The organism is Bradyrhizobium genosp. SA-3 (assembly GCF_004212635.1).
In the GTDB taxonomy this organism is placed as follows: domain Bacteria; phylum Pseudomonadota; class Alphaproteobacteria; order Rhizobiales; family Xanthobacteraceae; genus Bradyrhizobium.
On record NZ_PSRT01000038.1, the window covers coordinates 1 to 22,748 of the forward strand.

A 22,748-nucleotide genomic window follows, 5' to 3' on the forward strand; every position below is an offset into this window, starting at 1 on the left:
CCCTAGACGGGCTCGGGCCTGGTGCTTCGGAAGTCCGGCAGGGATGCCGCGGGGGAGAGGAGCGTCTGAAGGAAGAACCCCGACCGTGGTCGGGGCCCCCGATTCACGCAGGCGCGTGGAGATCAATATTTGGGAAACGTCTGGCCGAGCTTGTAATTGAGCCGTGCCGTGATGAGATCGACGTCCTGGTGGACGCGATCGGCGCCAAAGGCCGCTGGGAAGCTTACGTTGCTGCGCTGCATGAACAAGTGGGTATACTCGACGCCAGCTGACCAGTTCGGCGTGAGGCTGACTTCGGCACCGGCGCCCAGCGCGCCACCCCAACGCACATCATTGTTTTTGGCAATCTCGGTGCCAGTAGCCACCGAGTTGACGTGATAGGTGTTGCTGGTCACCGCAGCACCGCCCTTGCCGTAAAGCAGCACGGCATTGAACGCGTAGCCGATATGGCCGGTGAGCAGACCGAACGCATCTGTCTTGGTGCCAATGGTGTCTGCTGGGAAGGCGGTGCTGACATTGGAGCCGCTGAAGTCGGCCCAGTTGCCCTGGCCTTCGATCCCGTAGACCATGTTGAAGATGTGCCAACGATAGCCAATCTGGCCGCCAATGGTACCGCCAGTCGAATTATGACAACCCTCGGGAGTGACGCCATTGAAATCCCAGCAGTTGCGGCCCGTTCCCCAGCCGCCATTGACACCGATATAGTAGCCGGACCAATCGATAATCGGGGCTGCGACCGGCAGCGGTGGCGCCTTGACCTTGACGGGCTGCCCGGCCAAGTCCGCGCCAAATGCGGGAGCGGCCGCACTGAGTGCGCCGATGCTTGCGATCAGAATCAGAAAATTCTTCATTCGAGTGTCGTTCCTTTCGATGCCCCCCGGCGCCGTGCGTTTAACAACATGATCGCGAATTGCTGTAACTGCGGCACAACATGTCTTCGAAAGAAATGGCGCCAATCGCACGCCGCGTCAGATTGTGGAGCGCGCAATTTGCCATGCACTGCCTTGACCGAAATGCTGCGGCCTGACAGTGGTCGCTTGGCGCAGATCCTTCTTTGAATACGATCCGTTCATGACGGCCTGTGATGTGACGCAATGCTGCGAGGTGTTTGGCTCCCTCTGTCGCTAACTGGCGCCAAAGCCAGGCTGCGCCAATGCGCCCCGTGCATGCTCGCTGTTCAGACAGTTCGGCAAATAAAGACCGCTGATCGAGGACGCGTCTTGGACGCTCAAGCTCATTCTTCCGGCAGGACGGTCGCGCTGCCGCTTGTAATCGTGAGCGATGCGGTGGTGATCGATCACAGGCCTCGATCGCTTTGGCTCCGGACCTATTACAAGTGTAGCACAACATTCCTCAATCTCTACCGGGATCGAGGGACGTCAAGAAGGCAATGCGGCTGCGCTTGACGAGGCTCTTGCTTGAAGTTGCGCAAGCTCGTGCCGAGCTCGTCAGAAGAGAGAACGAATTACGCCAGGGAATATTAGCGCGGCTGTCCCGTCTCGTCGCCGACTTGCTCAGGGGTCCAGCTTACTGGTCCCGGGTGACCAGAAGAGCTGCACAGGCAACAGTCGTCGCGAACGTGCTCGTCGTCAGCGGGGCAGAACATGAGTGGAGGCAGGTCAGCTCGACCACGTTCTGACCCGGTTCGTTCCTGCCGCATAAGGTCCCCAAGAGCCTTAACGAAGCCAAACCCATCTGACAGTAGAGGTGCAAGCGCCTTATTGCTTGGTCGACGGCGCCAGTTCAGCCCGCAAGTTGCGTATCGCTTCGTTTGCCAGATTCAAAGTATTCCGTTCGCCGTTCCTTATCGAACACTCGAGGAAAGTTCGCAATCGAGTATGAAGGACCGTCTTGAGATTATGCGCCAGCAACGGATCCTTCTCGACAAAGCGCCAAGCCTTATCAAATGCGACACTCACGATAGCATCTGGCGCCTGCACTTGCTCGGATAAGAACTGATCCATCTCAACACTCCTCGACATCCTGATACAAGGACGTACCTTGCCAAAAGCGAACCGAGAGTCTGTGGCCTGTCCCAGCAAGTAGGACATCAGGGCCCAGACCGCTTGCGTATCGAGCTGCTCTCGGCGCTTCAATGAAGTCGATATAGATGTTTGTTGAAGTTCCGATGACCGAACGTCGTATTGCCAGGCGCAATTCGAAAAATTCTGAAACGGTTGAAACGATCACGCGTTGTTCGCGCGCTTCATTGCCGCAGTGCTCTTGTCGCTTGGCATCGGTCAATAGTTGTGGCTATTCTTCCTGCAATCGGAAGATCGGCGCCATGCCATCACGACTAAAGCCGAACATGATGAAAATGGGCCGTTCAACTCCTTTCGCAGTCTCAATCTAAGAAGAGCTCTGATCGCAACTGCTTGTCATGTCGTTTCTGGAATCGTGTGGCGTTTTCCGAACGCTGCTTGTTTGCTTTCTGACATGTGTCCGCGATCCGTCATCCTGTTGCTCGACCCTGCGTGTGGCCTCCTGCTCTCGGTGCGGGTTTTGCTCCAGGTGAGTCGCACTAGAGAAGGGAGCGAGATGCAGCGGCAATTGCGATGCTCTCCTGCCGAATTCGCTGTCGTCCGGCAAAGGAGTGTGGGTGCCGTTCGTTGCGCTTTGTAGGAGACAATGCCGCAACGAGGGCCGAACGCATGGAGGGATCAGAAGCGGCGATAGCCGTGCGATGTCTCGCACGCATGTGTTGGGTTGCGCTTCCCAACTATCAGCCCTTGGAGTTGGCCGCAGGCGTTTAAGACACCATAGCTATCAGGTGCTCGAAGAACTGCAAGGTCTAGCTGGATCGAATGAAACTGTGTCATCTCCGGCGCGAGGTGGTTTAATAGGCGAGCCTGCTTTCGAGTGTGGTGGCGAACAGTTGCGATATGGAAAAGCCAGCGGAACCGGCGCGCTTACGGGACGGTGAACCCATAAACGCCAAGTCGTCGATCCCTGGTGCGCTCGGGCGTAGCAGTCAGCCCAGCGATAAACGCTCGATAAGCGCGTCATCAACCGCAGAAAAACCAAATCAAATCTCAGTCCGCTGCTGCACGTGACAGAATTAGTTTGGCGATCTTCATTTGGTTGGCGGGAGTTCGCAGCACTTCCGGTAATGCCGCCACGGCCTGATCGAGAAGGCGTCCCAAAACCTGAAGGTCTTCTGGGTGGTAAACGCCACGGTCCCGCGACAGTCGCGCTGTTCGCCGGTCGCCGGCGTGGCCCCCGGTTCTCGTATCGCCGAGCTGGCCGAGCTCCAGTTCCGCGGTAATCATTTGGTTTGTGAGTGCGTTTAGCAGTCGGATCGCTTCGAGCTCGTTGCCTTCTTCGCGTATGAGGGCGGCCACGATGTCGAGTTGCAGGTCGATGCGATCCTCGAGGTCTTGTGTGCGTGAATTGGAAGGGTCAAGTTCCACGGTGTTGCTCCAAGGTAGTTAAATGCAGGGCAGCAGGCTGAGTAACGGTTGTGTCGTGCTTTCCCCGTTCGCGAGACGGCAGACGCGGCGCTACAACGAATGGCTGCTAGCAAGGTGCGCACGCATGGTCGCCGAATGGAGCGGGTGGCAGGCACGTGCAGCGAAAGGACCGCAAAGGCGGAATCGACGGGATAGAACGCCGCGAACAGCGTTGTAGATGGCCCGTCATTTGATTGGACCGTCGAGCCGGTCCAGCGCGTCGGGTAGTGGCAGTCACTCCAGCCAGCGGGGATACCGCTGATGACGGCAAGTCGAGAAGCGCCGCCCGAACTGCTCCGGGATTGCTTGCCGCCTGACATAGCGATCCTCACGTAACCGGAGGGCTCGCCAGGCAGAGTGTCATACAGAGCGCTTGGCGCTGGACGAAGCTGTTGCTGAAGATGCGCCGTTAGCTGGTCCAGACCGGTCTCCTCATCATGCCAGACAATGATGTCCCAGTCCATGCCAGGCAACCCAGAAATAACATTCGCTACATACGTCTGCGGTTTCTCTCTGCATTCGTTGACAGGCGATGCCTGGCACGCTGAGGGTGCGGATGGGCTCCTGGAAGCTGCGCGCGCTAAGATACAAGACCGGCAGATCGCGCACGTCCACCACTCGTTCCGATAGTGATGTAAGGATCGCTGACAAGGCATAACCGCGTCGGGATATGGTCGAAGAGCGCCGGCGCATAGAATGAGATGAGGTAGCGTCAGTCTGGAGGAAGTGGGTGAGGGTGCCGCCCGCCGACGAAGGCCGAGGACGCAAGCAGAGTGAGAATCCACGATCACACGACGTACGGGGGTGGGCAGTAAGATCGCGTGGCTGGTCTCATCACACGGATCGACATCAGTGCCCCGTCCTGGCCGGAGGATACGTGTCTTGCACTTAGCGCAGTCAGATAGCTGACGGCACTGCTTTGCTTGAAGGCCGCGACAGCGGCGGATTGTCGACGCTGCCCGCCTGGTGAGGGCGAAAAGTCCAGCCCGCACCGGTGGAGCGGGCAGTTCGCCTGCCCGAACTCTATGCAGCGCACGCATTTACCCTGGCCAAGCAGTGTGAGAGCCGATCTTCTTGGAGGGCTTAGTATGATGGCAAAGGGGGAGGCGACAACGCGATAGATTGCCGCGCGGCTGGCCATCCGACCGCATCTGCGCCGCACGTGCGTCGATTTCAAAGATTGAGGGGTGTCGTTGGGGATGCAGCCACGAGAAGCTTGAATTGGCCTGCGACTATGCTGAAAGCAAGAAGGATCCATTGTCACACGACATTCGTGAAATGTGCTTTCCGGAAACCGGGCGATCGACTTATGGGGTATTTGGCTGAAATTGGTAAAATCGAAAGTGTTGATGGGATGCATCCAGTTCGTGAATAGCGCACGTGAGTAATCTCATCGCCTACATCAAAGGCGGGGTAATTAGTTTTCTCCCGCCGTCTTGGTTCAGTGAGCTTAAGGGCTTTCAGGCGAGCCTGCTGATTCGTTGATGACAGGCCGTGATTGAGAAGACAAAAAGGTCGCAGCGGTGACCCTTCGAATACCTTTAAAGTGGACCCCCAGATGTCACGAAGTTCCAAACTCCTCGATCGCCGCAAGCCGAAGAGAAGGCCATGGAATCTCGACGGCGACTATCCACCAGCTTCGGCCTCCCGCAGATGCAGGATGACCCTGAGCAATCGCGGGCCTTCATTGAAAAGGCCCGCGAGATCAAAGCGGACGAAGAGCGTTCGGCTAGGTTGACAGTCCCCTTCATCCGACCGCCTTCCTCGATGTAGGTGCCACTATAGCGAAGGTTCCCAGCGTCGATTCCGACAATCTTGCCGTTGCCGACGTAGACGGCACCACCGCCAGTTCCGCCCATGCCGACAAAGTTCATTGCGTAAAGCCGCTCACAACGAAGAATTCCCTTCAGCAGAGTTTCATGTGTCGAAGCAAGGAAGAAGCGCAGTCCGAAAGATTGACCGGTTGATCGCTGCCATTGAGGCTGACCGTCGCCTTTGCGCCCAGGGCAAGCGACGACCAAAATCGCAACCAGCTTCGGATATAATCTCAGCGCGTCGGTCTACTTGCCAAGTGTATGATTCCCCAATCTAGACATTATCCGGCAAAACTATCGAGAATTTCAGCTTTGATTGCTGTTGCGGTGTACAGGGAAGTCTCCAGCGGAAGGTTTCCGAATGCAAGCTGGCAAAGCAGGTAGTTGGCACCTGCCTCTTCCATCTGGTTAAGAAGGAGCTGTCGGACGGAAGCTGGCGTTCCGACGACGCACAATTCGCTCTCAAGCGCTGCATCGAAGGTCAGCGGGAGGGCGGGCGGTGTCGGAATGGCATTCAGCTCGTAAAGAAACTTGAAGCTCTCCAGCCATCGTCGATACGCAGTTTCGGCCGCCGCATGAGCGTCCTGATCAGATTTCGCAATCACGACCATGCGGACCAGCCCGAGAAATGGCTCGCGACCGTGGGCGGTTGTATTGTGCGCTCGATGGGAGCGGTAGGCATCCGTAACGTTCCGGACAACACAGGCGCGGCCTATGCACGCCAGATTGGCGCCATTTGCAGCGGCCCACTGCGCCGTTTCGACCCGATTGCTCGCGATCCAGGTCGGCGGATATGGACGTTGATGAGGCCTCAAGGTTAAGGGTATGTCCCTCAGCTCAAAGTGGTGTCCCTGATAAGATAGCGTATGCCCCTTCAGCGCAATATTCAGGATTTCGCTGGCTTCCGTATAACGGCTTGGTACGGCGTCTGCACTGATGCCGAAATAGCTCCATTCAATCGGCTGGGAGCCGCGGCCTATCCCGAGCTCGAGCCTGCCGCCGCTCAATTGGTCAAGCATGCAGATCTCTTCGAATGCGCGCAATGGATGATAAAGGTTGAGCAAAAGGACGAGCGGACCGAAGCGTAATCGCCGGGTGCGCTGCGCGACGCTTGATAGAAACAGGTTCGGCGAGGGCCCTCTGCCATGAGGTGTGCAGTGGTGTTCGGCCAGGTGATAAGCGTAGAAGCCGAGGGAATCGCAGACCTCCGCCAGCTTGAGACGATCTTCATATTGTCGTGCGGCATCTCGGCCGTCGTCATCCAAATGGTCGAAAATGCCGCACGTTAGTCTTGAAAGGCCACTCTTCACTCGATCAATCTCCGATTATGGGCTAGGTGGCGAGTCCTGGTTGCTTCATGCCGTCGCGCTCAAAGAGGTCTTCTTCGTCATTTGACCGCTTAGGGCGTTTCCTTTTGGGTGCGTGGATCTGATTGCACGATGTGATTGGCTCACGAGAATGCGCAGATGGCGGCCCGGCCGTTACTTTGACTGGCGAAGCGCCTCCACACCAAGCATGTGCTCGACCAGAAGCATCGATAGCTTGGCGGTCTCCTCTTCCTGGGCCTTCAACCGCTTGGCCGCAGAAACGTCCATGCCGCCAAACCTGGCACAATTGTAGATGGCCGCTTCAGAAATGCTGTGCCTGCCTGCCAGATCAGCTCGGTACGGCTACTATTTGTCTATCGTCAGACGTAGCGCCTCCTTCAGGTCGACATCGGGTAGCTCTGCGAGCGCCGCAGCGAACGCTAAAAACGCTCCAAAAGCTGCAAGTATAAGAGAGCTTGCGAGTATCGCTGCTCCAACGTTATGAGGGCGTCTCATCATCCGTGTCACTTTGAGTTTGGGGAGACGGCGTTGATGCCAATCAGTTCTGCTGGACAGTTTCAACACGGCCGTCGCGCCAGCGGTAAACCAGAAAACCAGGAGCCGCGTTGTCTCCCTTTGTATCGAACCGGACTGGGCCAATCACGGTGTCGATCGGCCGTGAACGAAGTGCACTGGCGACGCGCGCAGCATTGAAGGAGCCGGTCCGGTTCACCGCTTCTGCCCATGCTTGCACGGCTGCATAGGCGTAAAGCGTGTAGCCTTCAGCGGACAGGTTGGAAGCTTGGAGTCCGGCGACCACGCCGGCCGCATTGGCATTCCTGGCGGGGTCCGGCATGAAGGTAAACAATGTGTCATTCCCAGCGCTGCTGGTAATGGCCCAGAATTCAGAGGTCATCAACGGATCGTTCGCCATGACTATGAGTCCCGCTCCTGCTTCTGATGCCTGGCGTACAAACAATCCGATTTCGGTATGATAACCGCCGATATAGACAACGCGCACCCGATCCTTCTTCATTCTTGAGACCAGCGCCCTGTAATCCTTTTCACCGGCTACATAGCTTTGCCGAATGACTTGTTCACCGAATCTCTGAAGCTGTGCCTGAACCACGTCGGCAATACCCTTGCCTGCGGTGCTCTTGTCGTCGAGCACCGCGATCTTGTGGTTAGGATAGTTCCTGTGAATGTACTCAGCGGCAACGGTGCCCTGTTGGTCGTCGCGGCCGCAGATCCGAAAGACAGTCTCAAGGCCGCGCTCTGTTAGCTGAGGATTGGACGAGCCAGGTGACAGCTGAACGATGCCTGCTTCGGCGTAGATGTCGGAGGCCGGGATCGACGAAGAGGAACAAAAATGGCCAACGACCAACCGAACCCGCTCTGTTGTGAGCTTATTCGCAACTGCGACAGCTTGCTTCGGGTCGCAGGCGTCGTCGGCGACACTCAATATCACCTTGGTATCGGGAAGTAGGCCCGAAGCATTCAATGCCTCGACCGCCGCAGCCGCACCAACGCGCATTTGCTCGCCGAACGCAGCGCTGCTTCCGCTCATTGGGCCAGCCACGGCAATATTGACCTCGGAGCCGCGCGCAGCCGAGGCGAGGGCGCAGAAGAGAAGCGCTGCACTCGCAGCAAAAGCGTAACGCCCATTTAACATTGTAGAGCTCCCAATGCTCACCTGAAGTGAACCGCCAGCAGCTGTGATCAGACGCGCCTGCAGGTCGAGGCTGCCGACCAAGCGAAGCGTGCGTTAGGTCGGCCAGATTGCGACCACGGTGGAGCCTACAATTTGACGTTACGTGCGGTTCAAGCCCCTTTTGAAGGAGGCCTCGATCAATGCGTCAGGGGAGCGCGGGTCGGTGAGACGATGACAATCTGTCCCATTGAGTCCTTAAAACTGTCGGCCCGCATCAGAGCCGCCAATCAACCAAGCGTCATCGCGTTTTCAGCTTGCCAATGCCGATCGGCAGCCTTGTGCGGAGCCGGCCATGAGAACGTCATTACGGCTGATCCTCCAACCCGCCAAGGGCGAGATCGAGATACTGCATGAGGCAGGGATCCCAACCAGCCAGACTTTGGGGGGCGCTTAATCGTGCAAGTACCTTCAGGATCATGGAAACGCGTGAGTCGGCGCCGGCGATTTCGCTGATCAGCAAGCGTGCTGCAGCTGCGACGGCCTTGGCCCGCTCGCCGCAAGGGTGCTCGCCTCGATCCATGCAATCACGCAGGTCGTCGCGGATCCGCCGCCACCGCTCCTCGCGATCTGCAGCTAACTTGCAGGTGCATCGGGACGTCTGACTACGCGTCTCGACCCGCGACATCGCATTCAGGGTGGCAGGCAGCTCATCCACACTGACCTGGCTCTCGCGGTCGATGGTCATGTTGCGCAAACGGTCGCGCAGCAGAGTTGCTCGAGCGACTTGAAGTTCTATCCGCTCTAGATGTTTGCGCAGCAGGTCGATGAGTGAGGTCGAGCCCTCCATAGCTTTACGGATCTCGACAAGGGAGAAGCCAAGCTCACGTAGCGCGCGAATCTGGTGAACCCGCTGCACGCTTTCACGGTCGTACATCCGGTGGCCGCCGTCAGTACGCTCTGAGGCTGCTAGGAGCCCCGTGTGTTCATAATGATGCAGCGTGCGTACCGTTACTCCGGTCGCCTCTGCAAGTTCGCCAATGCGCCATCGACGCCTTCGTGGTGTAGCTTTGCTCATGTTGTTCAATTTAAAGCCTACAACCTGACGTCACGTATGATTCAAGCTATTTCAAAGCTCTAGCCGGATCGTCTTCCATTCCAGCGCGAGAATGGTGACTATCCTCAGAATGCCGGGGGATCAACCCTGAGAGGAAATGGTGATCAACAAGTTCGTCAGGCATGCCACTTGAGCCTTGCCAGCCGCGGTACGCTCCAGGATGAGTTTGGCGATTGCTGTGCGATTTTCCGGATTTCGCATCGATGGGGGTAGCGCGGTGACCGCGCCATCATAAAGGCTTCCCAGGACGGAAAGCTCTTCCGGATCGAACACCCCGCTGCATTGCTCCAACGTCAGCTCCTTGTTTGTCATTGCGTCAGGGCACCGCACGTCGTCAAGACGTTTGGCTGCGGTAGGGCCGAAAGAAGTCAGACCGGCGGCGCAGAGCGACGAGGGTGCGATGTACTCCAGGGTGATGCGACAGGGCAACACGCGTGCGAGATGCTTGCTTCGACAGCGCAAGAGATCGTGGTCATATGCATGATCGATGACCACCACGCTCACTGTGCATGGTGGTACTTCTGCGAAGAAGCCGAATCGTCTCCCTCAACGGGAGCCACTACTGATTCGGAGAGTTGACGACGACATCCCCCGTACCGATCCTAGCTGTATCGAGGCCCGGCGGCCGGGGTTGCAACGTAAGGCCTGGCTTGGCAGTGAACGCGTCGCTCCGTCCCTGTCTCTAAAACCAGGCCAACAGTCTGAGCCGCCGCTCGCATGTCGCGCCTAATGCCAACATGCGAAAGAGCGACACAACGTCGTCATGATAGCCGTCCGCTGCGAGGGCCTCTATCCAGCGACAATGAGTTCGAGCGAGGCGAGCCTGAATTGTCTGCGTTGAGACATGCGTTGAGATATGAGGTTCGCAGCCGTTGCGAACGTCCTTACGACAAAGGCGAGACAGATCGTGCGAAATCTCCGGCAGTATCCGCTCGTTCCGAAGTGCAGATGATGGAGGGCTCTTGTGCAGTTGCCATGCGGGTGGCCTCCTGCAACAATATCTCTCGCATCCAGAGGCTTTCCGGGTCGCTGTTGTGAAGCACGGGCCATTGGACTGCCTCAGTGAAGGCGGGGAATGGCTGCGGAAGCTCGGCAATCCGAAGGGGCATCGTTCTTTGGAAATGCTTTACGAGCCCTAATGGCATCGTCCCTATGCGGTTCGTATCTACCAGTAGGAGCGGGATCATGCTGAAGCTCTGCACGAGAATGTCGATGCGCCGATTGAGGCCGAGATCGAGTAAAAAGGATTCCTCGATCGGCGTCTTGCGCGCAGCTCCGAGCTTAACCGCAACGTGGCCCATCGACATATACCGATCAAATGTAAGCCGCGGTAGTAGGTGGCTGTTCGTGCAGCAGCCTACGCAGACGAGTCTCTCCTCGAATAGGGCCGCCCTGGGGTGCGCGCTGGACATGAATAATTCCGGCAAGATAACAAAATCGACTTCGCCGCGGCGGAGAAGCTCATCGTGCTCATCGGTGAGCGCCACAAGTTCGAAGCTGACGGCGGGCGCTTCTCGCGCGACGCGCTCCACGACATTTCGGAAGAATACGACTGTTATGAAATCAGAAAGGCCGATCCGGAATCGCCGATTCGATCGAGCTGGGTCGAACACGTCCCGCGCCATAATTGAGAGCTCAATGTGCATTAGAGCCTCGCGCACAGGAGCTGCGAGTCCTTCCGCGCGTGAGGTCGGGACAAGTTCCCGCCCCCTCATCCCAAACAGCTCATCACGGAAATAGGAGCGCAGCCGGGCAACGGCTGCGCTCATGGCCGGCTGACTGAGGTTAATCTTGCGTGCCGCTGCGGTGAGGTTGCGCTCGGTCATTAGAGCATCCAGCGCGACGAGAAGATTTAGATCTAGACCTTTGAAACGCATTCTTCTTATCCGGCACAAACATCCTTGCGGCGCATACGACAAGCGGCGACGGCTGCGTCTGAAGCGGTCCTATTGGCTCGCCGAATGGACATCGGTTCCATCGTGCGATCGCGTAAAGACGCTCGCGAAGTGACCGCAAGAATGGAGAGCAACGCGGTAGGCCGATCAGCAGCGGCCGGAAACCGTCAGGAGTCCCGAAGCTGATCGGTCTCGCTGCTTCCGGCGGGCCCGGTCAGTTCGTTAATGGCAGATCAACCCCAGCGTCCGGCCAGCGCCGTGAGTTCGCCAAAGCGCCCATCGACGGCCGCGTAGCGCAGCGTTAGTCACGGCGGTTAACCTACAACCTGACGCAGTGTGCGGTTCAAGCGATTTTATCGGGCAAGCTAAACATTATTGTGCTTGAGGAGGCGTGTTCTGCCGCGTAGTGCCTGGCCTCACCTGTTTGCAGTGCAAGCGAATCCAACCACACCTGCGAGGTCACCACGCTCACCACTCGGCAAGTCTTCCCGACCGATCGCCGCCTCGCGGCGGTCTCTGGCAGCTTCGCCCCAGAGACGTTGAACTGACGAAAGGGGCCGAGCACGTCGAAGGAGTTATAGCGTATTTGGAACTTTCCGAGCGCGGCTTATGGCGAGCCTAGCAGCGCCGGCGAGTTGGAGGCTCCTGATGCCCAGATGCCATGTTGGACGCCTCCTCCAGCAATATCCGCCGCATCCAAATGCTCGCCGGGTCGGTATTGTGAAACGCAGGCCACTGCAAAGCCTCGGTGAATGTGGGCAGGGGAAGCGGTGGCTCGACGATCCGCAGTGGCATCCGCTTTTCGAAGTGTCTGGCGAGCCGTAAGGGCATTGTGCCGATCCGGCCCGTGTCCAACAATATGGGCGGAATCAGGCTAAAGCCCTGCACAACGACCTCAATGCGTCTCTTGAGGCCGTGCTCAAGCAAAAACCATTCTTCTAGGTTTGGTCTCAGGGCTCGTCCGAACTTGGCCGTAACGTGCCCCATCGAAATGTATTTTTCGAACGTAAGCTGCCGCGATAGCTGTTTGTTCGCGCGGCAGCCCACGCATACGAGGGTCTCGTCGAACAGCGTCGCCTTAGGGTGCGCGCTCGACATGAACAATTCCGGCAGAATGAGAAAGTCGACCTCGCCGCGGCGGAGCAGCTCATCGGGTTCATCGGAAAATGGCAGCAATTCGAACCGCACCGCGGGAGCTTCCTGCGCAACACGGTCCACGATTCTACGAAAAAAGACGATTGTCATGAAATCGGAGAGAATGACCCTGAAGCGTCGGCTCGATTGAGTCGGGTCGAATGCGTCCCGTGATATGATCGAGAGTTGGATGTGCAGCAGGGCCTCGCGAACCGGACCTGCAAGCGCCTCCGCGCCAGGTGTCGGGACGAGCTCGCGACCTCTCATGGTAAATAGTTCATCGCGGAAATAGGTGCGCAGCCGCGCGATCGCAGCGCTCATAGCGGGCTGGCTCAGGTTAATTTTGCGCGCCGCCGCTGTGAGGTTGCGCTCCGTCATCAGAGCATCGAGCGCAACGAGAAGATTTAGATCAAGTCCCTTGAACCGCATGTTGTGAGTCTATCCATCGTGTGGATGTGTTCTATCGAAACAATCGATTTTACCAAACTGCGGGATGTTGGATAGCAAACATCAGTTTGTAAAAGTAATCAGGCATACCACGATGGCTGCTGGTCGCTCCCGCGGGCTCAGAGAAAAACTTCTGGACGTGCGAGCAGCACGCCGCATCCGTTTCGAGGGCGGCTATGGGCGCGCCGTGCGAGCCACGTCGATTCTTCTCAGCGCGAAGCTCGCTCAATGGGATACCAGGCGGATCCCGATAAACCTTGGTTTGCGTATTCCATCCGTTTCCATATTGGAGGTTTACTCGCGTACACTTGAGAGGGCGTTCAGCCTCATTCTAGTGTCGCGAAATAGCGGCAGGCGCAGATTGCGGATGCCAAGCATTTCAGGCGAATCTCCAAATGGCTCGCCTGTTCACCGCATTCAGGGCGTGTCGAAGATGCATAAGAACCAGTTTGATCTGATGCCGCTCCGATGCGCCATCGATGAGGCCCCGCGCATCGATGGCCTGCCTTCAGACGTCAAAACATCGACAGCGATGCTGGACGAGGCGGAAAAGCGCCGTGGTGCAGACAGGTTCTGGTTAGTCCAATCGCTTCGTCGGCATCTTCCGGCCTATCGCGCGCAGGGCATTGGTCGGGTGACGACGCGAACGATGCGATCGCTTCATCGCGAGAGAAGGCGCGAGGCGCGGTGCAGGCGAGGGGTGCCGAGCTCCGACGGGGCATGGCAGCGCCATTTCAGTGTGGACCGGCGCTTTGGCGGGTAGCGAGTTCACGTGACCATCTCCGCTCTTAATTCCACTGGCGCAAGGAAGCCCGCCATGAACATTGCCGTATCCCGGACTGCGGAAGCTCCTTCTGCACGCGCTCAAGTGCAGTGGAGCCGTCGCTGGGAAAACGAATTGCAGCTCACCGATCATGCCGAACTCGCCGAGTTCTTCCGCAAGAGTTACGGGCCGACCGGTGCGTTCAATGCGCAGCCATTTGAGGGCAACCGAAGTTGGGCCGGGGCGAGGCCTGAGGTCCGCATTATCGGTTACGACGCGCGCGGGGTAGCCGCTCATGTCGGGCTACTACGCCGCTTCATCAAGATTGGCGGGGTCGATCTACTCGTTGCCGAACTGGGGTTATATGCGGTGCGTCCGGATCTCGAAGGGCTGGGAATCAGCCACGCAATGCGCGTGACGTATCCGATACTGCAGGAGCTTGGGGTTCCATTCGGCTTCGGTACGGTTCGGCCTGCGCTTGAGAAACATATGACTCGACTGGTCCAAAGGCAGGGGCTCGCCACCCTCATGTCTGGCATTCGCGTCCGCTCCACGCATCCGGATGTCTATCCCAGTTTGTCGCCGATCCGCATCGAAGACGTGATCGTGGTGGTTTTCCCGGTTGGACGCTCGATAAGCGAGTGGCCGGCAGGGACGATCATCGATCGGAACGGGCCTGAGCTGTGAAAGCGCTTTTCCCCCTATCTGCTGTCCGCTGCGACTACGCTGACGTGAGCGGAAGTCGCCCTGTCTATTTGACCTTTGACGATGGGCCAAATCCATTCTGCACGCCAGAGGTGCTCGATGTGCTGGCGCAACATGGGGTTCCGGCGACGTTCTTCGTCATCGGCACGTACGCGGCCGACCAACCTGAACTCATTCGACGAATGATTGCGGAAGGGCATGAGGTTGCGAACCACACGATGACGCATCCAGATCTATCCAGATGCGGACCTGCGGAGGTGCACGATGAAGTGCTGACGGCGAGCGAGGCGATCCGTTTGGCGTGCCCGCAGGCCTCGCCCAGGCACATGCGAGCACCTTACGGCATATGGACACAAGAGGTGCTCGCTATGTCAGCGAGCGCTGGTCTTACAGCTGTGCACTGGTCGGTCGATCCGAGAGATTGGTCCCGCCCCGGGGTCGATAGAATTGTGAATTCAGTACTGGCGAGCGTTCGCCCGGGTGCAATCGTGCTCCTGCACGACGGATATCCTCCCGATGAGGAGAGACTGTGCACTGATGCCACGCTGCGTGATCAGACCACGATGGCGCTGTCATATCTGATTCCGGCATTACAACGGCGCGGGTTTGTAATCCGTCCACTTCCTCAACTTCACTGAACAAAAACTGAGACCCTATGGACCTGCTCGCTACAACCAGCGCTGTCGCCGTTTCGTCTTATGCGCTGCTCTCGACTATCTACAAAAGCGCGCAAGCGCTTTATGCCCAGCCGGCGATTAAGTCATCGCTGCAGGACAAGCCGGTACAATCCGAGGTGGTCCTTCCCACTGTGGACGTCATCGTGCCGTGCTTCAACGAGGATCCAAACACGCTCGCCGAATGTCTGGAGTCGCTTGCGAATCAAGACTATGCCGGAAAGCTACAGGTCTATGTGGTCGACGACGGATCTGAAAATCGCGACGTTGTCGCGCCTGTACACAAGATCTATGCAAACGATCCGAGATTCAGCATCCTCTTGCTGGCAAAGAACGTTGGGAAGCGCAAGGCGCAGATCGCTGCAATACGCAGCTCATCCGGGGACCTGGTGCTCAACGTGGACTCGGATACGATACTTGCTGCTGACGTTGTCACGAAGCTTGTATTGAAGATGCATGACCCGCAAGTCGGTGCGGCCATGGGTCAGTTGATAGCGAGCAATCGCAGCGAAACCTGGCTGACCAGGCTGATCGACATGGAATACTGGTTGGCGTGCAACGAAGAGCGCGCGGCACAGGCTCGTTTCGGTGCCGTCATGTGCTGCTGCGGCCCATGTGCCATGTATCGTCGCTCCGCGCTCGCCTTGCTTCTTGATCAATACGAAGCGCAATTCTTTCGTGGGAAGCCGAGCGATTTCGGCGAGGATCGCCATCTAACGATCCTCATGCTCAAGGCGGGGTTTCGAACCGAATACGTCCCGAACGCAATCGCAGCAACAGTCGTCCCGGACAGTCTTGGGCCATATCTGCGTCAGCAACTCCGCTGGGCGCGCAGTACCTTTCGGGACACGTTTCTTGCATTACGCCTGCTGCCAGAGCTCGATGGCTATCTGACGCTAGACGTTATCGGGCAAAATCTCGGCCCGTTGCTTCTCGCCCTTTCATCCCTGGCTGCGCTCGCGCAGTTCCTAATCGGCGGCTCTGTACCCTGGTGGACGGGATTGACGATTGCAGCAATGACAATGGTCCGGTGCAGTGTGGCAGCCCTTCGTGCTCGCGAACTGCGGTTTCTCGGCTTCTCGCTCCACACACCGATCAATATCTTTCTCTTACTTCCTTTGAAGGCTTATGCGCTTTGTACATTGAGCAACAGCGATTGGCTATCGCGCAAGATCGCCAATGTGCCGGCCGAAGGGGAAAAGCAGTCTGTCATCCCGCACCCGAACGCTGGACGAAGTCCTGCAATTATGGGAGGGATGTCTGGCACAATTTGTAAGGCGGGAGTTTCGCACCGTCCATCGAGCCTGGCAGCGACGAAGAGTGTTTGCGGTCGCGATCGTTCGACTGCCTACAAATAGGTGGTTGTTTCATGACCCTGGACACAAACCATCAGCTATTAGAGCGAGAGTTGGCTGTCGACGATCCATGGCGCCTCGACAGTAGTTCGTTCGAACAGGAGCGGTACGCGCAAATGCTCCGGATGTCGCGTTGCAACGGAGATGTTGCGCATGCCCTCGAAGTAGGATGTGCAGCCGGTGCATTCACGGACATGCTGGCGCCGCTATGCAAACGACTCACCGTGGTCGATGTCATGCCGCAGGCGATCGAGCGAGCGCAACTCCGGACAAGGAAGTGGTCACATATCACGTGGGTGACCTGCGACATTCAGCGGTTCTCGACCATTGAGCAGTTCGATTTGATCGTCGTGGCCGAGGTTCTTTACTACCTCAAGGACATTGTCGAGATGCATGCGGCTATCCGCAATCTGGTGAGTATGCTTGCGCCAAATGGAGCTCTGATTTTCGGGTCCGCACGTGATGCCACATGTCAACGTTGGGGTCATGCTGCTGGTGCCGAAACGGTGATCGCTCTCTTCAACGAGAACCTATCGGAGGTCGATCGTCTGCACTGCCACAGCGAGTCGGTCAACGAAGACTGCTTGATCGTCCGCTTCCAGAAACCGGGTCACTCGTCAGAACAATCAAACGTCGGTCACTAGGCCAGGGGGTCGTATGCGCATCTGCGGCATCAAATTAACACATGACGGGGCAATTGCTGTCGTCGAGGACGGGCGGCTTGTCTTTTGCACCGAGCAAGAGAAGCGCGGCAACAGTCCACGCTATCAGTCCGTCGACAATCTCGATGCAGTCGTGCTCGCCTTGGCGGAGCATGGTCTGGATCCGCGGGATATCGATCAGTTCGTCATCGATGGCTGGGATGGTGAGATCGAGTCGCAGTTCCATGTCAACAGTGGAGCTGTGCCGATCTCATTGAAAGGGGCGCCATATGTCGAGCGCCATGCTGAGGGCCTTCTTGATTCCGTCGACGGCTTTGGCCTGATCCTCGGCGGCAAGGTGTTCCCATATAAGAGCTACCCGCACGTCACGGGCCACGTTACGTCTGCATATAGCACCAGTCCCTTTGCCACCGCGGGAAAACCCGCGTTCTGTCTGGTATGGGACGGCTGCATCTTTCCACGTCTTTATTATGTCGAACCTCGGCGGGCACGGCTCATTGGATCCCTGTTTCCGATGATCGGCCATGCCTATGCTGCCGCGGGCCTTCACTTCGGGCCTTACAGACAGCCGAACCGCTCCAGTTGGGATTTGGGCATCGCCGGCAAGCTGATGGCCTACATCGCGCTTGGCTCTGTCGACGAAAGCATCGTGGCAGTGTTTCAGGAGCTCTATGAAAAGCGCTTCGCGGCCGACACGGAGCAGGCTCGTCGCTACCGCGCGGACATCAACAATGCGGAATCGTCTCTTGCAGCTATCCACGACTTCTTCGAGGCAAGCGCATTGCGCCTGACGGCCAAGCGAGCGGAGGACGTCCTCGCGTCGTTTCATGTGTTCCTGGAACGTCTTCTTGTCAAGGAAATCGCGATGGTTCTGCTGCGGCACTCGTCGCTTCCGGGAGCGCGAAATCTATGTGTCGCCGGAGGCTGCGGTCTCAATATCAAGTGGAACAGCGCGCTTCGTGCGACGGGATTGTTCGATGATGTCTGGGTGCCGCCGTTTCCGAATGACAGCGGTTCGGCAATCGGCGCTGCTTGCGGTGCGATGGCGGCGCAAAATGGCTTCGGGCCGTTGGAATGGTCAGTCTACAGTGGTCCGGCCCTGCAGGACAGCGAGCTTCCGTCGGACTGGGCGGCCGCGCCGTGCAGTCTGCGAGAACTAGCGGCGATTCTCGCCGACAACAAGCCGATCATCTTCCTTTCCGGCCGCGCCGAGCTTGGGCCGCGGGCGTTGGGCGGGAGAAGCATTCTTGCAGCCCCAAGCTCCCCGGCAATGAAAGATCATCTCAACGACATCAAGCGTCGCGAGCACTTCCGACCGGTGGCGCCGATTTGTCTGGAGGATCGGGCGCCGGAGATCTTCAGCCCAGGCACGCCAGATCCTTACATGCTGTTCGATCACCAGACCCGGGCGGAATGGCGCGACAAGATCCCCGCTGTGATCCATCTTGACGGCTCGGCGCGCCTGCAGACAATTTCCCGCAACTCTCCGCACCAAATCGCCGCGCTTCTCGTCGAATTTGAGCAACTCACGGGCATTCCGCTGCTCTGCAACACGAGCGCCAACCTCCACGGACGCGGATTCTTCCCGGATGCTGCGGCGGCCTGCCAATGGGGGCGTGTCGAGCATGTGTGGTGCGACGGCGTGCTCTGGACCAAAACGGCCGTCAAGAAGCCATCGTCTGCGGAACGACTTCTGTCAGCCTAAGATGAACATGTCCACGGTAGCGATCGACCTTGCCGGCGTGAAAAAGTCATTTGGCGACAAGATCATCGTCAATGAACTGTCGTTCTCGGTTGCGCGCGGAGAATGCTTCGGCCTGCTTGGGCCAAATGGAGCAGGCAAGAGTACGATTGCGCGTATGCTCCTCGGCATGATTTCGCCGGACGCAGGCAAGATTACGGTCCTCAATGAGCCTGTGCCTTCCCGCGCTCGTGTGGCGCGTGTGCGCATCGGCGTGGTGCCGCAGTTCGATAACCTTGAACTCGAGTTCACCGTGCGAGAGAATCTGCTTGTGTTTGGCCGCTATTTCGGCATGAGCGCTCGCAAGATCGAGGCGATCGCGCCCTCGCTGCTCGAGTTTGCGCGTCTCGAAAGCAAGGCGAACGTGCGCGTCTCTGAGTTGTCCGGTGGCATGAAGCGGCGGCTGACGCTGGCGCGTGCCTTGATTAATGATCCACATCTACTCGTGATGGACGAGCCGACGACTGGTCTGGATCCACATGCACGCCACCTGATTTGGGAACGCCTGCGGGTTCTGCTTGCGCGTGGCAAGACGATTCTCTTGACCACTCACTTCATGGAAGAGGCCGAACGCCTGTGCGATCGGCTGTGCGTCCTTGAGAGTGGGTGCAAGATCGCCGAAGGCAAGCCCGACGCCTTGATCGACGAGCATATCGGCAGCAACGTGATCGAAATCTATGGCGGTGATCCACATCAGCTCCGTGAGCTGATCAGGCCTTATGCGCGGCACATCGAAGTGAGTGGAGAGACGCTTTTTTGTTATGCGCCATATCCGGAGCAGGTACGCGTGCACCTGCGCGGGCGAGCGGACCTTCGCGTTCTGCAGCGCCCGCCCAATCTCGAAGACGTGTTTTTGCGGTTGACCGGGCGCGAGATGGAGAAATGAGCGATGGGTGAAGCTTATGCGGCGGTAATGCCCGCTAACGCGTACAACTGGATAGCGGTATGGCGTCGAAATTTCCTGGCATGGAGGAAGGTCGCGCTTGCATCGCTTCTCGGCAACCTCGCAGATCCCATAACCAATCTGCTCGGCCTTGGCTTTGGCCTCGGCCTCATCGTGGGACGAGTCGAGGGGACTTCGTACATCGCCTTTCTGGCGGCGGGTATGGTCGCGATCAGCGCCATGACATCCGCGACCTTTGAAACCATGTATGCAGCCTTTGCGCGCATGGATGCAAAGCGCACCTGGGAAGCGATCCTCTCTACTCAGCTCACGCTTGGCGATATTGTTCTGGGTGAACTGGTGTGGGCGGCCAGTAAGTCCGTTCTGGCCGGGACAGCAATTGGGATTGTCGCTGCCACATTGGGTTATGCATCCTGGACCTCGATTTTCTGTGCGATACCAACAGTCGCCCTTACCGGCCTTGTCTTCGCCAGCCTGGCAATGGTCGTCATATCTCTTGCGCCAACTTATGATTACTTCGTGTTTTACCAGTCGCTCGTCCTTAGCCCTATGGTGTTTCTGTGTGGCGCGGTCTTTCCGATGAGCCAACTGCCCGGCTCATTTCAGCACTTCGCCGGCTTGTTGCCGCTCGCACATTCGGTCGACCTTATTCGCCCGGCGATGCTTGAGCGCGGCGCCGACAGTGTTGCCCTCCACGTCGGTGCGCTTTGCGTTTACGCGGTATTGCCCTTTTTCGTGTCGACAGCACTGTTTCGGCGCCGCCTGCTGCGTTGACGTGAGTTGAGCGATAACGGAGAAAGTCAAATCGATGCAGGGTCACGATGCTTTCTGCGGTAGCTCGGGAAGACCTGGTCTGTCACAGCAGTTGCTGAATGGCCTTAAGAGCGCCGCGATCGAGCCAGGTCTACGGCCGCCTGTTCAGTCGATTGGTGCGGACGCCGGTATCGTTATTTTCTGAGCGCCTGTCGCTAGCCGCCGAGACGGACTTTGGAAGATCCTGGTTGTGCTGTCTGGCCCGTGCAGCCGACGGAGCGCGACTGTACAGATAGATGGAACGGCAGTTGACCTTCCCGTCATCATCGAATGGAGAATGAGATGTTGTGCCTGGGAATTAGTGGCGGTCTTGACCGAATCTATGAAAGCTCGCCGGAGCTGCCGAATACATTTCTTCACGATGGCGCTGCGGTCCTTGTGCGCGATGGCCGCGTGATCGCTGCCGTCGAAGAGGAACGCCTCAATCGCGTCAAGCACTCCAACAAGCTCCCGAGCAATTCGATCCGATACTGCCTTTCCATCGCAGGAGTTGAGCTCGGCGAGATCCACCGTGTCGCGTTCTACGCGACTGAAGCCTACTGCAACACTATGCTCGAGCGTCTTTCTGTTTCTCAGCCCGTTCCGCTGGACGCCAAATTGTTGCTGCGGCAGCTGCTGGAACGGGAGTTCGGCGCCGAGATCGATCCGTCCCGGCTTTCCTTCGTGAATCACCACGAGGCGCATGCCGTGAGCGCGTTTGCTATGTCCGGGTTCGAGCAAAGTCTCGTTTTTACGATCGACGGCGGTGGCGATCTTCTCTCGGGCTTATTGGCGGTGGGGTCTGGCACCGAAATTGCGCAACTTGCAACCTTCCCGGAACATAACTCCCTGGGACTGTTCTATCTCGAGACAATCCGGTATCTCGGCTACGGGTTATTCGACGAGTACAAAGTGATGGGGCTTGCCCCGTACGGTGATCCCGCTCCCTATCGCGAGCTCTTCGCGCGGTTCTACGAGTTGTTGGACAACGGTGGCTATCGCGTTCACCTGGATCGAATCGGTCCGGCCCTAGTCCGCAACATCGAGGTTCGGCGAAAAGGAATGCCATTCACCCAACAGCATCGAGATGTCAGCGCTTCGCTGCAGGAAGCGCTGGAGCGGATCGTGTTTCACATCCTGCGCCACTATCGCGAAGCGACGGGCATGACTCGCTTGTGCCTGGCTGGGGGTGTAGCCCATAATTGCACGCTGAACGGTAAGCTGCTTTATTCCGGGCTATTTGACGATATCTTTGTCCAACCCGCAGCGCACGACGCCGGTTGCGCACTCGGCGCTGCATTGATGATGTCAAACGAGCTGGGCAGGCCAGCGCCGCGCGAGCGACTGCCGGACGTTTATTGGGGGCCCGATCTCGGAACCGAGCAAGCCGTAGAGCATGAGCTCAACGCATGGTCAGGCCACCTCGACATTCAACGAAGTGATGACATAGCATCCAGTGCGGCAGAATGGATGGCAAATGGCGCTGTAATCGGCTGGGTTCAGGGCCGCTCTGAATTCGGCCCACGTGCGCTTGGTAACCGCAGCATTCTTGCGGACCCGCGGCCTGCGGAAAACAAGGACCGCATCAACGCGATGGTCAAGAAGCGCGAGGGCTATCGCCCGTTTGCGCCATCTGTACTGGAGGATGATGCGAGCGAGTTCTTTGAGCTCCCGGACGGCACGCGGCAGCTCCCCTTCATGAACTTCGTGGTTCGTGTGCGTGAAGCCAAGCGTAACGTGCTCGGTGCGATCACGCACGTTGATGGGACCGCTCGGCTGCAGACGGTATCGCGCGAGACAAACCCCACCTATTGGGATGTAATTGATGCGTTCAAGAGGCGAACCGGCATCCCGGTTCTTCTAAATACGTCATTTAACAACAATGCCGAGCCGATCGTGGAGTCCGTTTCAGATGCGATCACCACGTTCTTGACGACTGACCTGGACGGACTTGTTGTTGGGCCTTTCCTCGTCAGGAAGCGGGCAGCATCACTGCAGGATTGGAGTGCGCTGGGCGTTTCATTGCCGCCGTATGCATCCCTTCATCGTGTTCGCTCCCACACGGGGCCAGATCGTCAGGAAACGGTCTGCGAGATCCGCACGGGACATTCCGGCCGCGACAGTATGCGTATCTCATATGAGCTTTTCGAGATCTTGATGCGGATCGAGGGCGAGGCGTCGCTCGGCTCGCTTCTCGACGCAACCATGCTGGGCCAGGCCAAGCGTGAAGATCTCGTGAAGGAATTGCGGCTCGTGTGGGAGCTGCGGGGCGTTCGCCTGCATCCGCCGCGCGCGGCTTGCGGCCGCAATAAACTGCAAAGCGAAACATAGCCGGAGCTCA

At 58.0% G+C, this 22,748-nt stretch carries 19 protein-coding genes; 9 read left to right on the top strand and 10 right to left on the bottom strand.

Annotation, left to right across the window (positions count from 1 at the left end; translation table 11 throughout):
- Positions 1 to 122: 122 nt before the first annotated feature.
- The 10 genes from CWO91_RS15205 to nodD1 all read right to left on the bottom strand — a co-directional run bounded on the left by CWO91_RS15205 (position 123) and on the right by nodD1 (position 12,793).
- Positions 123 to 851 (bottom strand): outer membrane protein, encoded by a 729-nt coding sequence (locus tag CWO91_RS15205; protein WP_130214166.1) that lies wholly within the window; start codon positions 849 to 851, stop codon positions 123 to 125.
- Positions 852 to 1,718: 867 nt separating this feature from the next.
- On the bottom strand, positions 1,719 to 1,964 hold the full coding sequence (locus CWO91_RS15210) for a hypothetical protein (protein ID WP_130214167.1): 246 nt from the start codon (positions 1,962 to 1,964) through the stop codon (positions 1,719 to 1,721).
- A gap of 1 nt (position 1,965) precedes the next feature.
- On the bottom strand, positions 1,966 to 2,244 hold the full coding sequence (locus CWO91_RS15215) for a hypothetical protein (protein ID WP_130214168.1): 279 nt from the start codon (positions 2,242 to 2,244) through the stop codon (positions 1,966 to 1,968).
- A gap of 788 nt (positions 2,245 to 3,032) precedes the next feature.
- Positions 3,033 to 3,410 carry a NolY gene (locus CWO91_RS15220; protein WP_130214169.1) on the bottom strand — a complete coding sequence of 126 codons (378 nt, stop codon included), beginning with the start codon at positions 3,408 to 3,410 and terminating at the stop codon, positions 3,033 to 3,035.
- Positions 3,411 to 5,544: 2,134 nt separating this feature from the next.
- Entirely contained in the window at positions 5,545 to 6,573 is a 1,029-nt protein-coding gene (locus tag CWO91_RS15225) for an LLM class flavin-dependent oxidoreductase (RefSeq protein ID WP_130214170.1), read from the bottom strand.
- A gap of 556 nt (positions 6,574 to 7,129) precedes the next feature.
- Complete coding sequence (locus CWO91_RS15230; RefSeq protein ID WP_245471259.1) at positions 7,130 to 8,323, bottom strand: branched-chain amino acid ABC transporter substrate-binding protein; 1,194 nt, start codon at positions 8,321 to 8,323, stop codon at positions 7,130 to 7,132.
- 262 nt (positions 8,324 to 8,585) lie between these two features.
- Positions 8,586 to 9,296: a MerR family transcriptional regulator gene (locus CWO91_RS15235; RefSeq protein WP_208753027.1), complete on the bottom strand. Its 711-nt coding sequence runs from the start codon at positions 9,294 to 9,296 to the stop codon at positions 8,586 to 8,588.
- A 120-nt stretch (positions 9,297 to 9,416) separates the two neighbouring features.
- Complete coding sequence (locus tag CWO91_RS44275; protein ID WP_245471260.1) at positions 9,417 to 9,839, bottom strand: hypothetical protein; 423 nt, start codon at positions 9,837 to 9,839, stop codon at positions 9,417 to 9,419.
- 380 nt (positions 9,840 to 10,219) lie between these two features.
- Positions 10,220 to 11,212 (bottom strand): transcriptional regulator NodD2, encoded by a 993-nt coding sequence (gene nodD2, locus CWO91_RS15245; protein ID WP_130214171.1) that lies wholly within the window; start codon positions 11,210 to 11,212, stop codon positions 10,220 to 10,222.
- A 636-nt stretch (positions 11,213 to 11,848) separates the two neighbouring features.
- The gene (gene nodD1, locus CWO91_RS15250; RefSeq protein ID WP_130214172.1) at positions 11,849 to 12,793 is read right to left on the bottom strand and encodes a transcriptional regulator NodD1; all 945 of its coding nucleotides are present in this window, start codon (positions 12,791 to 12,793) and stop codon (positions 11,849 to 11,851) included.
- Positions 12,794 to 12,905: 112 nt separating this feature from the next.
- On the opposite strand from nodD1, the gene CWO91_RS15255 reads away from it, so the two are divergent.
- From CWO91_RS15255 to CWO91_RS15295, 9 genes are all read left to right on the top strand, one after another.
- Positions 12,906 to 13,574 carry a NodY gene (locus CWO91_RS15255; protein ID WP_245471261.1) on the top strand — a complete coding sequence of 223 codons (669 nt, stop codon included), beginning with the start codon at positions 12,906 to 12,908 and terminating at the stop codon, positions 13,572 to 13,574.
- 54 nt (positions 13,575 to 13,628) lie between these two features.
- The gene (locus CWO91_RS15260) at positions 13,629 to 14,261 is read left to right on the top strand and encodes a NodA family N-acyltransferase (protein WP_091886376.1); all 633 of its coding nucleotides are present in this window, start codon (positions 13,629 to 13,631) and stop codon (positions 14,259 to 14,261) included.
- Positions 14,258 to 14,917 (top strand): chitooligosaccharide deacetylase NodB, encoded by a 660-nt coding sequence (gene nodB, locus CWO91_RS15265; RefSeq protein WP_130214173.1) that lies wholly within the window; start codon positions 14,258 to 14,260, stop codon positions 14,915 to 14,917. Before CWO91_RS15260 ends, nodB begins: the two co-directional genes overlap by 4 nt.
- Positions 14,918 to 14,934: 17 nt before the next feature.
- On the top strand, positions 14,935 to 16,311 hold the full coding sequence (nodC, locus tag CWO91_RS15270) for a chitooligosaccharide synthase NodC (protein ID WP_130214174.1): 1,377 nt from the start codon (positions 14,935 to 14,937) through the stop codon (positions 16,309 to 16,311).
- Between the two features lie 11 nt (positions 16,312 to 16,322).
- Positions 16,323 to 16,952, top strand: a complete 630-nt coding sequence (gene nodS, locus CWO91_RS15275) for a nodulation methyltransferase NodS (RefSeq protein ID WP_130214175.1) — start codon at positions 16,323 to 16,325, stop codon at positions 16,950 to 16,952.
- Positions 16,953 to 16,965: 13 nt separating this feature from the next.
- The gene (gene nodU / locus CWO91_RS15280) at positions 16,966 to 18,675 is read left to right on the top strand and encodes a nodulation protein NodU (RefSeq protein ID WP_130214176.1); all 1,710 of its coding nucleotides are present in this window, start codon (positions 16,966 to 16,968) and stop codon (positions 18,673 to 18,675) included.
- Between the two features lies 1 nt (position 18,676).
- Positions 18,677 to 19,597, top strand: coding sequence for a nodulation factor ABC transporter ATP-binding protein NodI (nodI, locus tag CWO91_RS15285; protein ID WP_130214177.1), 921 nt, complete (start codon positions 18,677 to 18,679; stop codon positions 19,595 to 19,597).
- Between the two features lie 3 nt (positions 19,598 to 19,600).
- The gene (locus tag CWO91_RS15290) at positions 19,601 to 20,389 is read left to right on the top strand and encodes an ABC transporter permease (RefSeq protein ID WP_130214178.1); all 789 of its coding nucleotides are present in this window, start codon (positions 19,601 to 19,603) and stop codon (positions 20,387 to 20,389) included.
- A gap of 321 nt (positions 20,390 to 20,710) precedes the next feature.
- Positions 20,711 to 22,738 carry a carbamoyltransferase family protein gene (locus CWO91_RS15295; protein ID WP_165405477.1) on the top strand — a complete coding sequence of 676 codons (2,028 nt, stop codon included), beginning with the start codon at positions 20,711 to 20,713 and terminating at the stop codon, positions 22,736 to 22,738.
- Positions 22,739 to 22,748 lie beyond the last annotated feature (10 nt).

Coding starts and splice junctions, on each gene's coding strand:
- CWO91_RS15205 (WP_130214166.1), bottom strand. CDS start 851: ATGAAGAATTTTCTGATTCTGATCGCAAGCATCGGCGCACTCAGTGCG.
- CWO91_RS15210 (WP_130214167.1), bottom strand. CDS start 1,964: ATGGATCAGTTCTTATCCGAGCAAGTGCAGGCGCCAGATGCTATCGTG.
- CWO91_RS15235 (WP_208753027.1), bottom strand. CDS start 9,296: ATGAGCAAAGCTACACCACGAAGGCGTCGATGGCGCATTGGCGAACTT.
- nodD2 (WP_130214171.1), bottom strand. CDS start 11,212: ATGCGTTTCAAAGGTCTAGATCTAAATCTTCTCGTCGCGCTGGATGCT.
- nodD1 (WP_130214172.1), bottom strand. CDS start 12,793: ATGCGGTTCAAGGGACTTGATCTAAATCTTCTCGTTGCGCTCGATGCT.
- CWO91_RS15255 (WP_245471261.1), top strand. CDS start 12,906: ATGGCTGCTGGTCGCTCCCGCGGGCTCAGAGAAAAACTTCTGGACGTG.
- CWO91_RS15260 (WP_091886376.1), top strand. CDS start 13,629: ATGAACATTGCCGTATCCCGGACTGCGGAAGCTCCTTCTGCACGCGCT.
- nodC (WP_130214174.1), top strand. CDS start 14,935: ATGGACCTGCTCGCTACAACCAGCGCTGTCGCCGTTTCGTCTTATGCG.
- nodS (WP_130214175.1), top strand. CDS start 16,323: ATGACCCTGGACACAAACCATCAGCTATTAGAGCGAGAGTTGGCTGTC.
- nodU (WP_130214176.1), top strand. CDS start 16,966: ATGCGCATCTGCGGCATCAAATTAACACATGACGGGGCAATTGCTGTC.
- nodI (WP_130214177.1), top strand. CDS start 18,677: ATGAACATGTCCACGGTAGCGATCGACCTTGCCGGCGTGAAAAAGTCA.
- CWO91_RS15290 (WP_130214178.1), top strand. CDS start 19,601: ATGGGTGAAGCTTATGCGGCGGTAATGCCCGCTAACGCGTACAACTGG.
- CWO91_RS15295 (WP_165405477.1), top strand. CDS start 20,711: ATGTTGTGCCTGGGAATTAGTGGCGGTCTTGACCGAATCTATGAAAGC.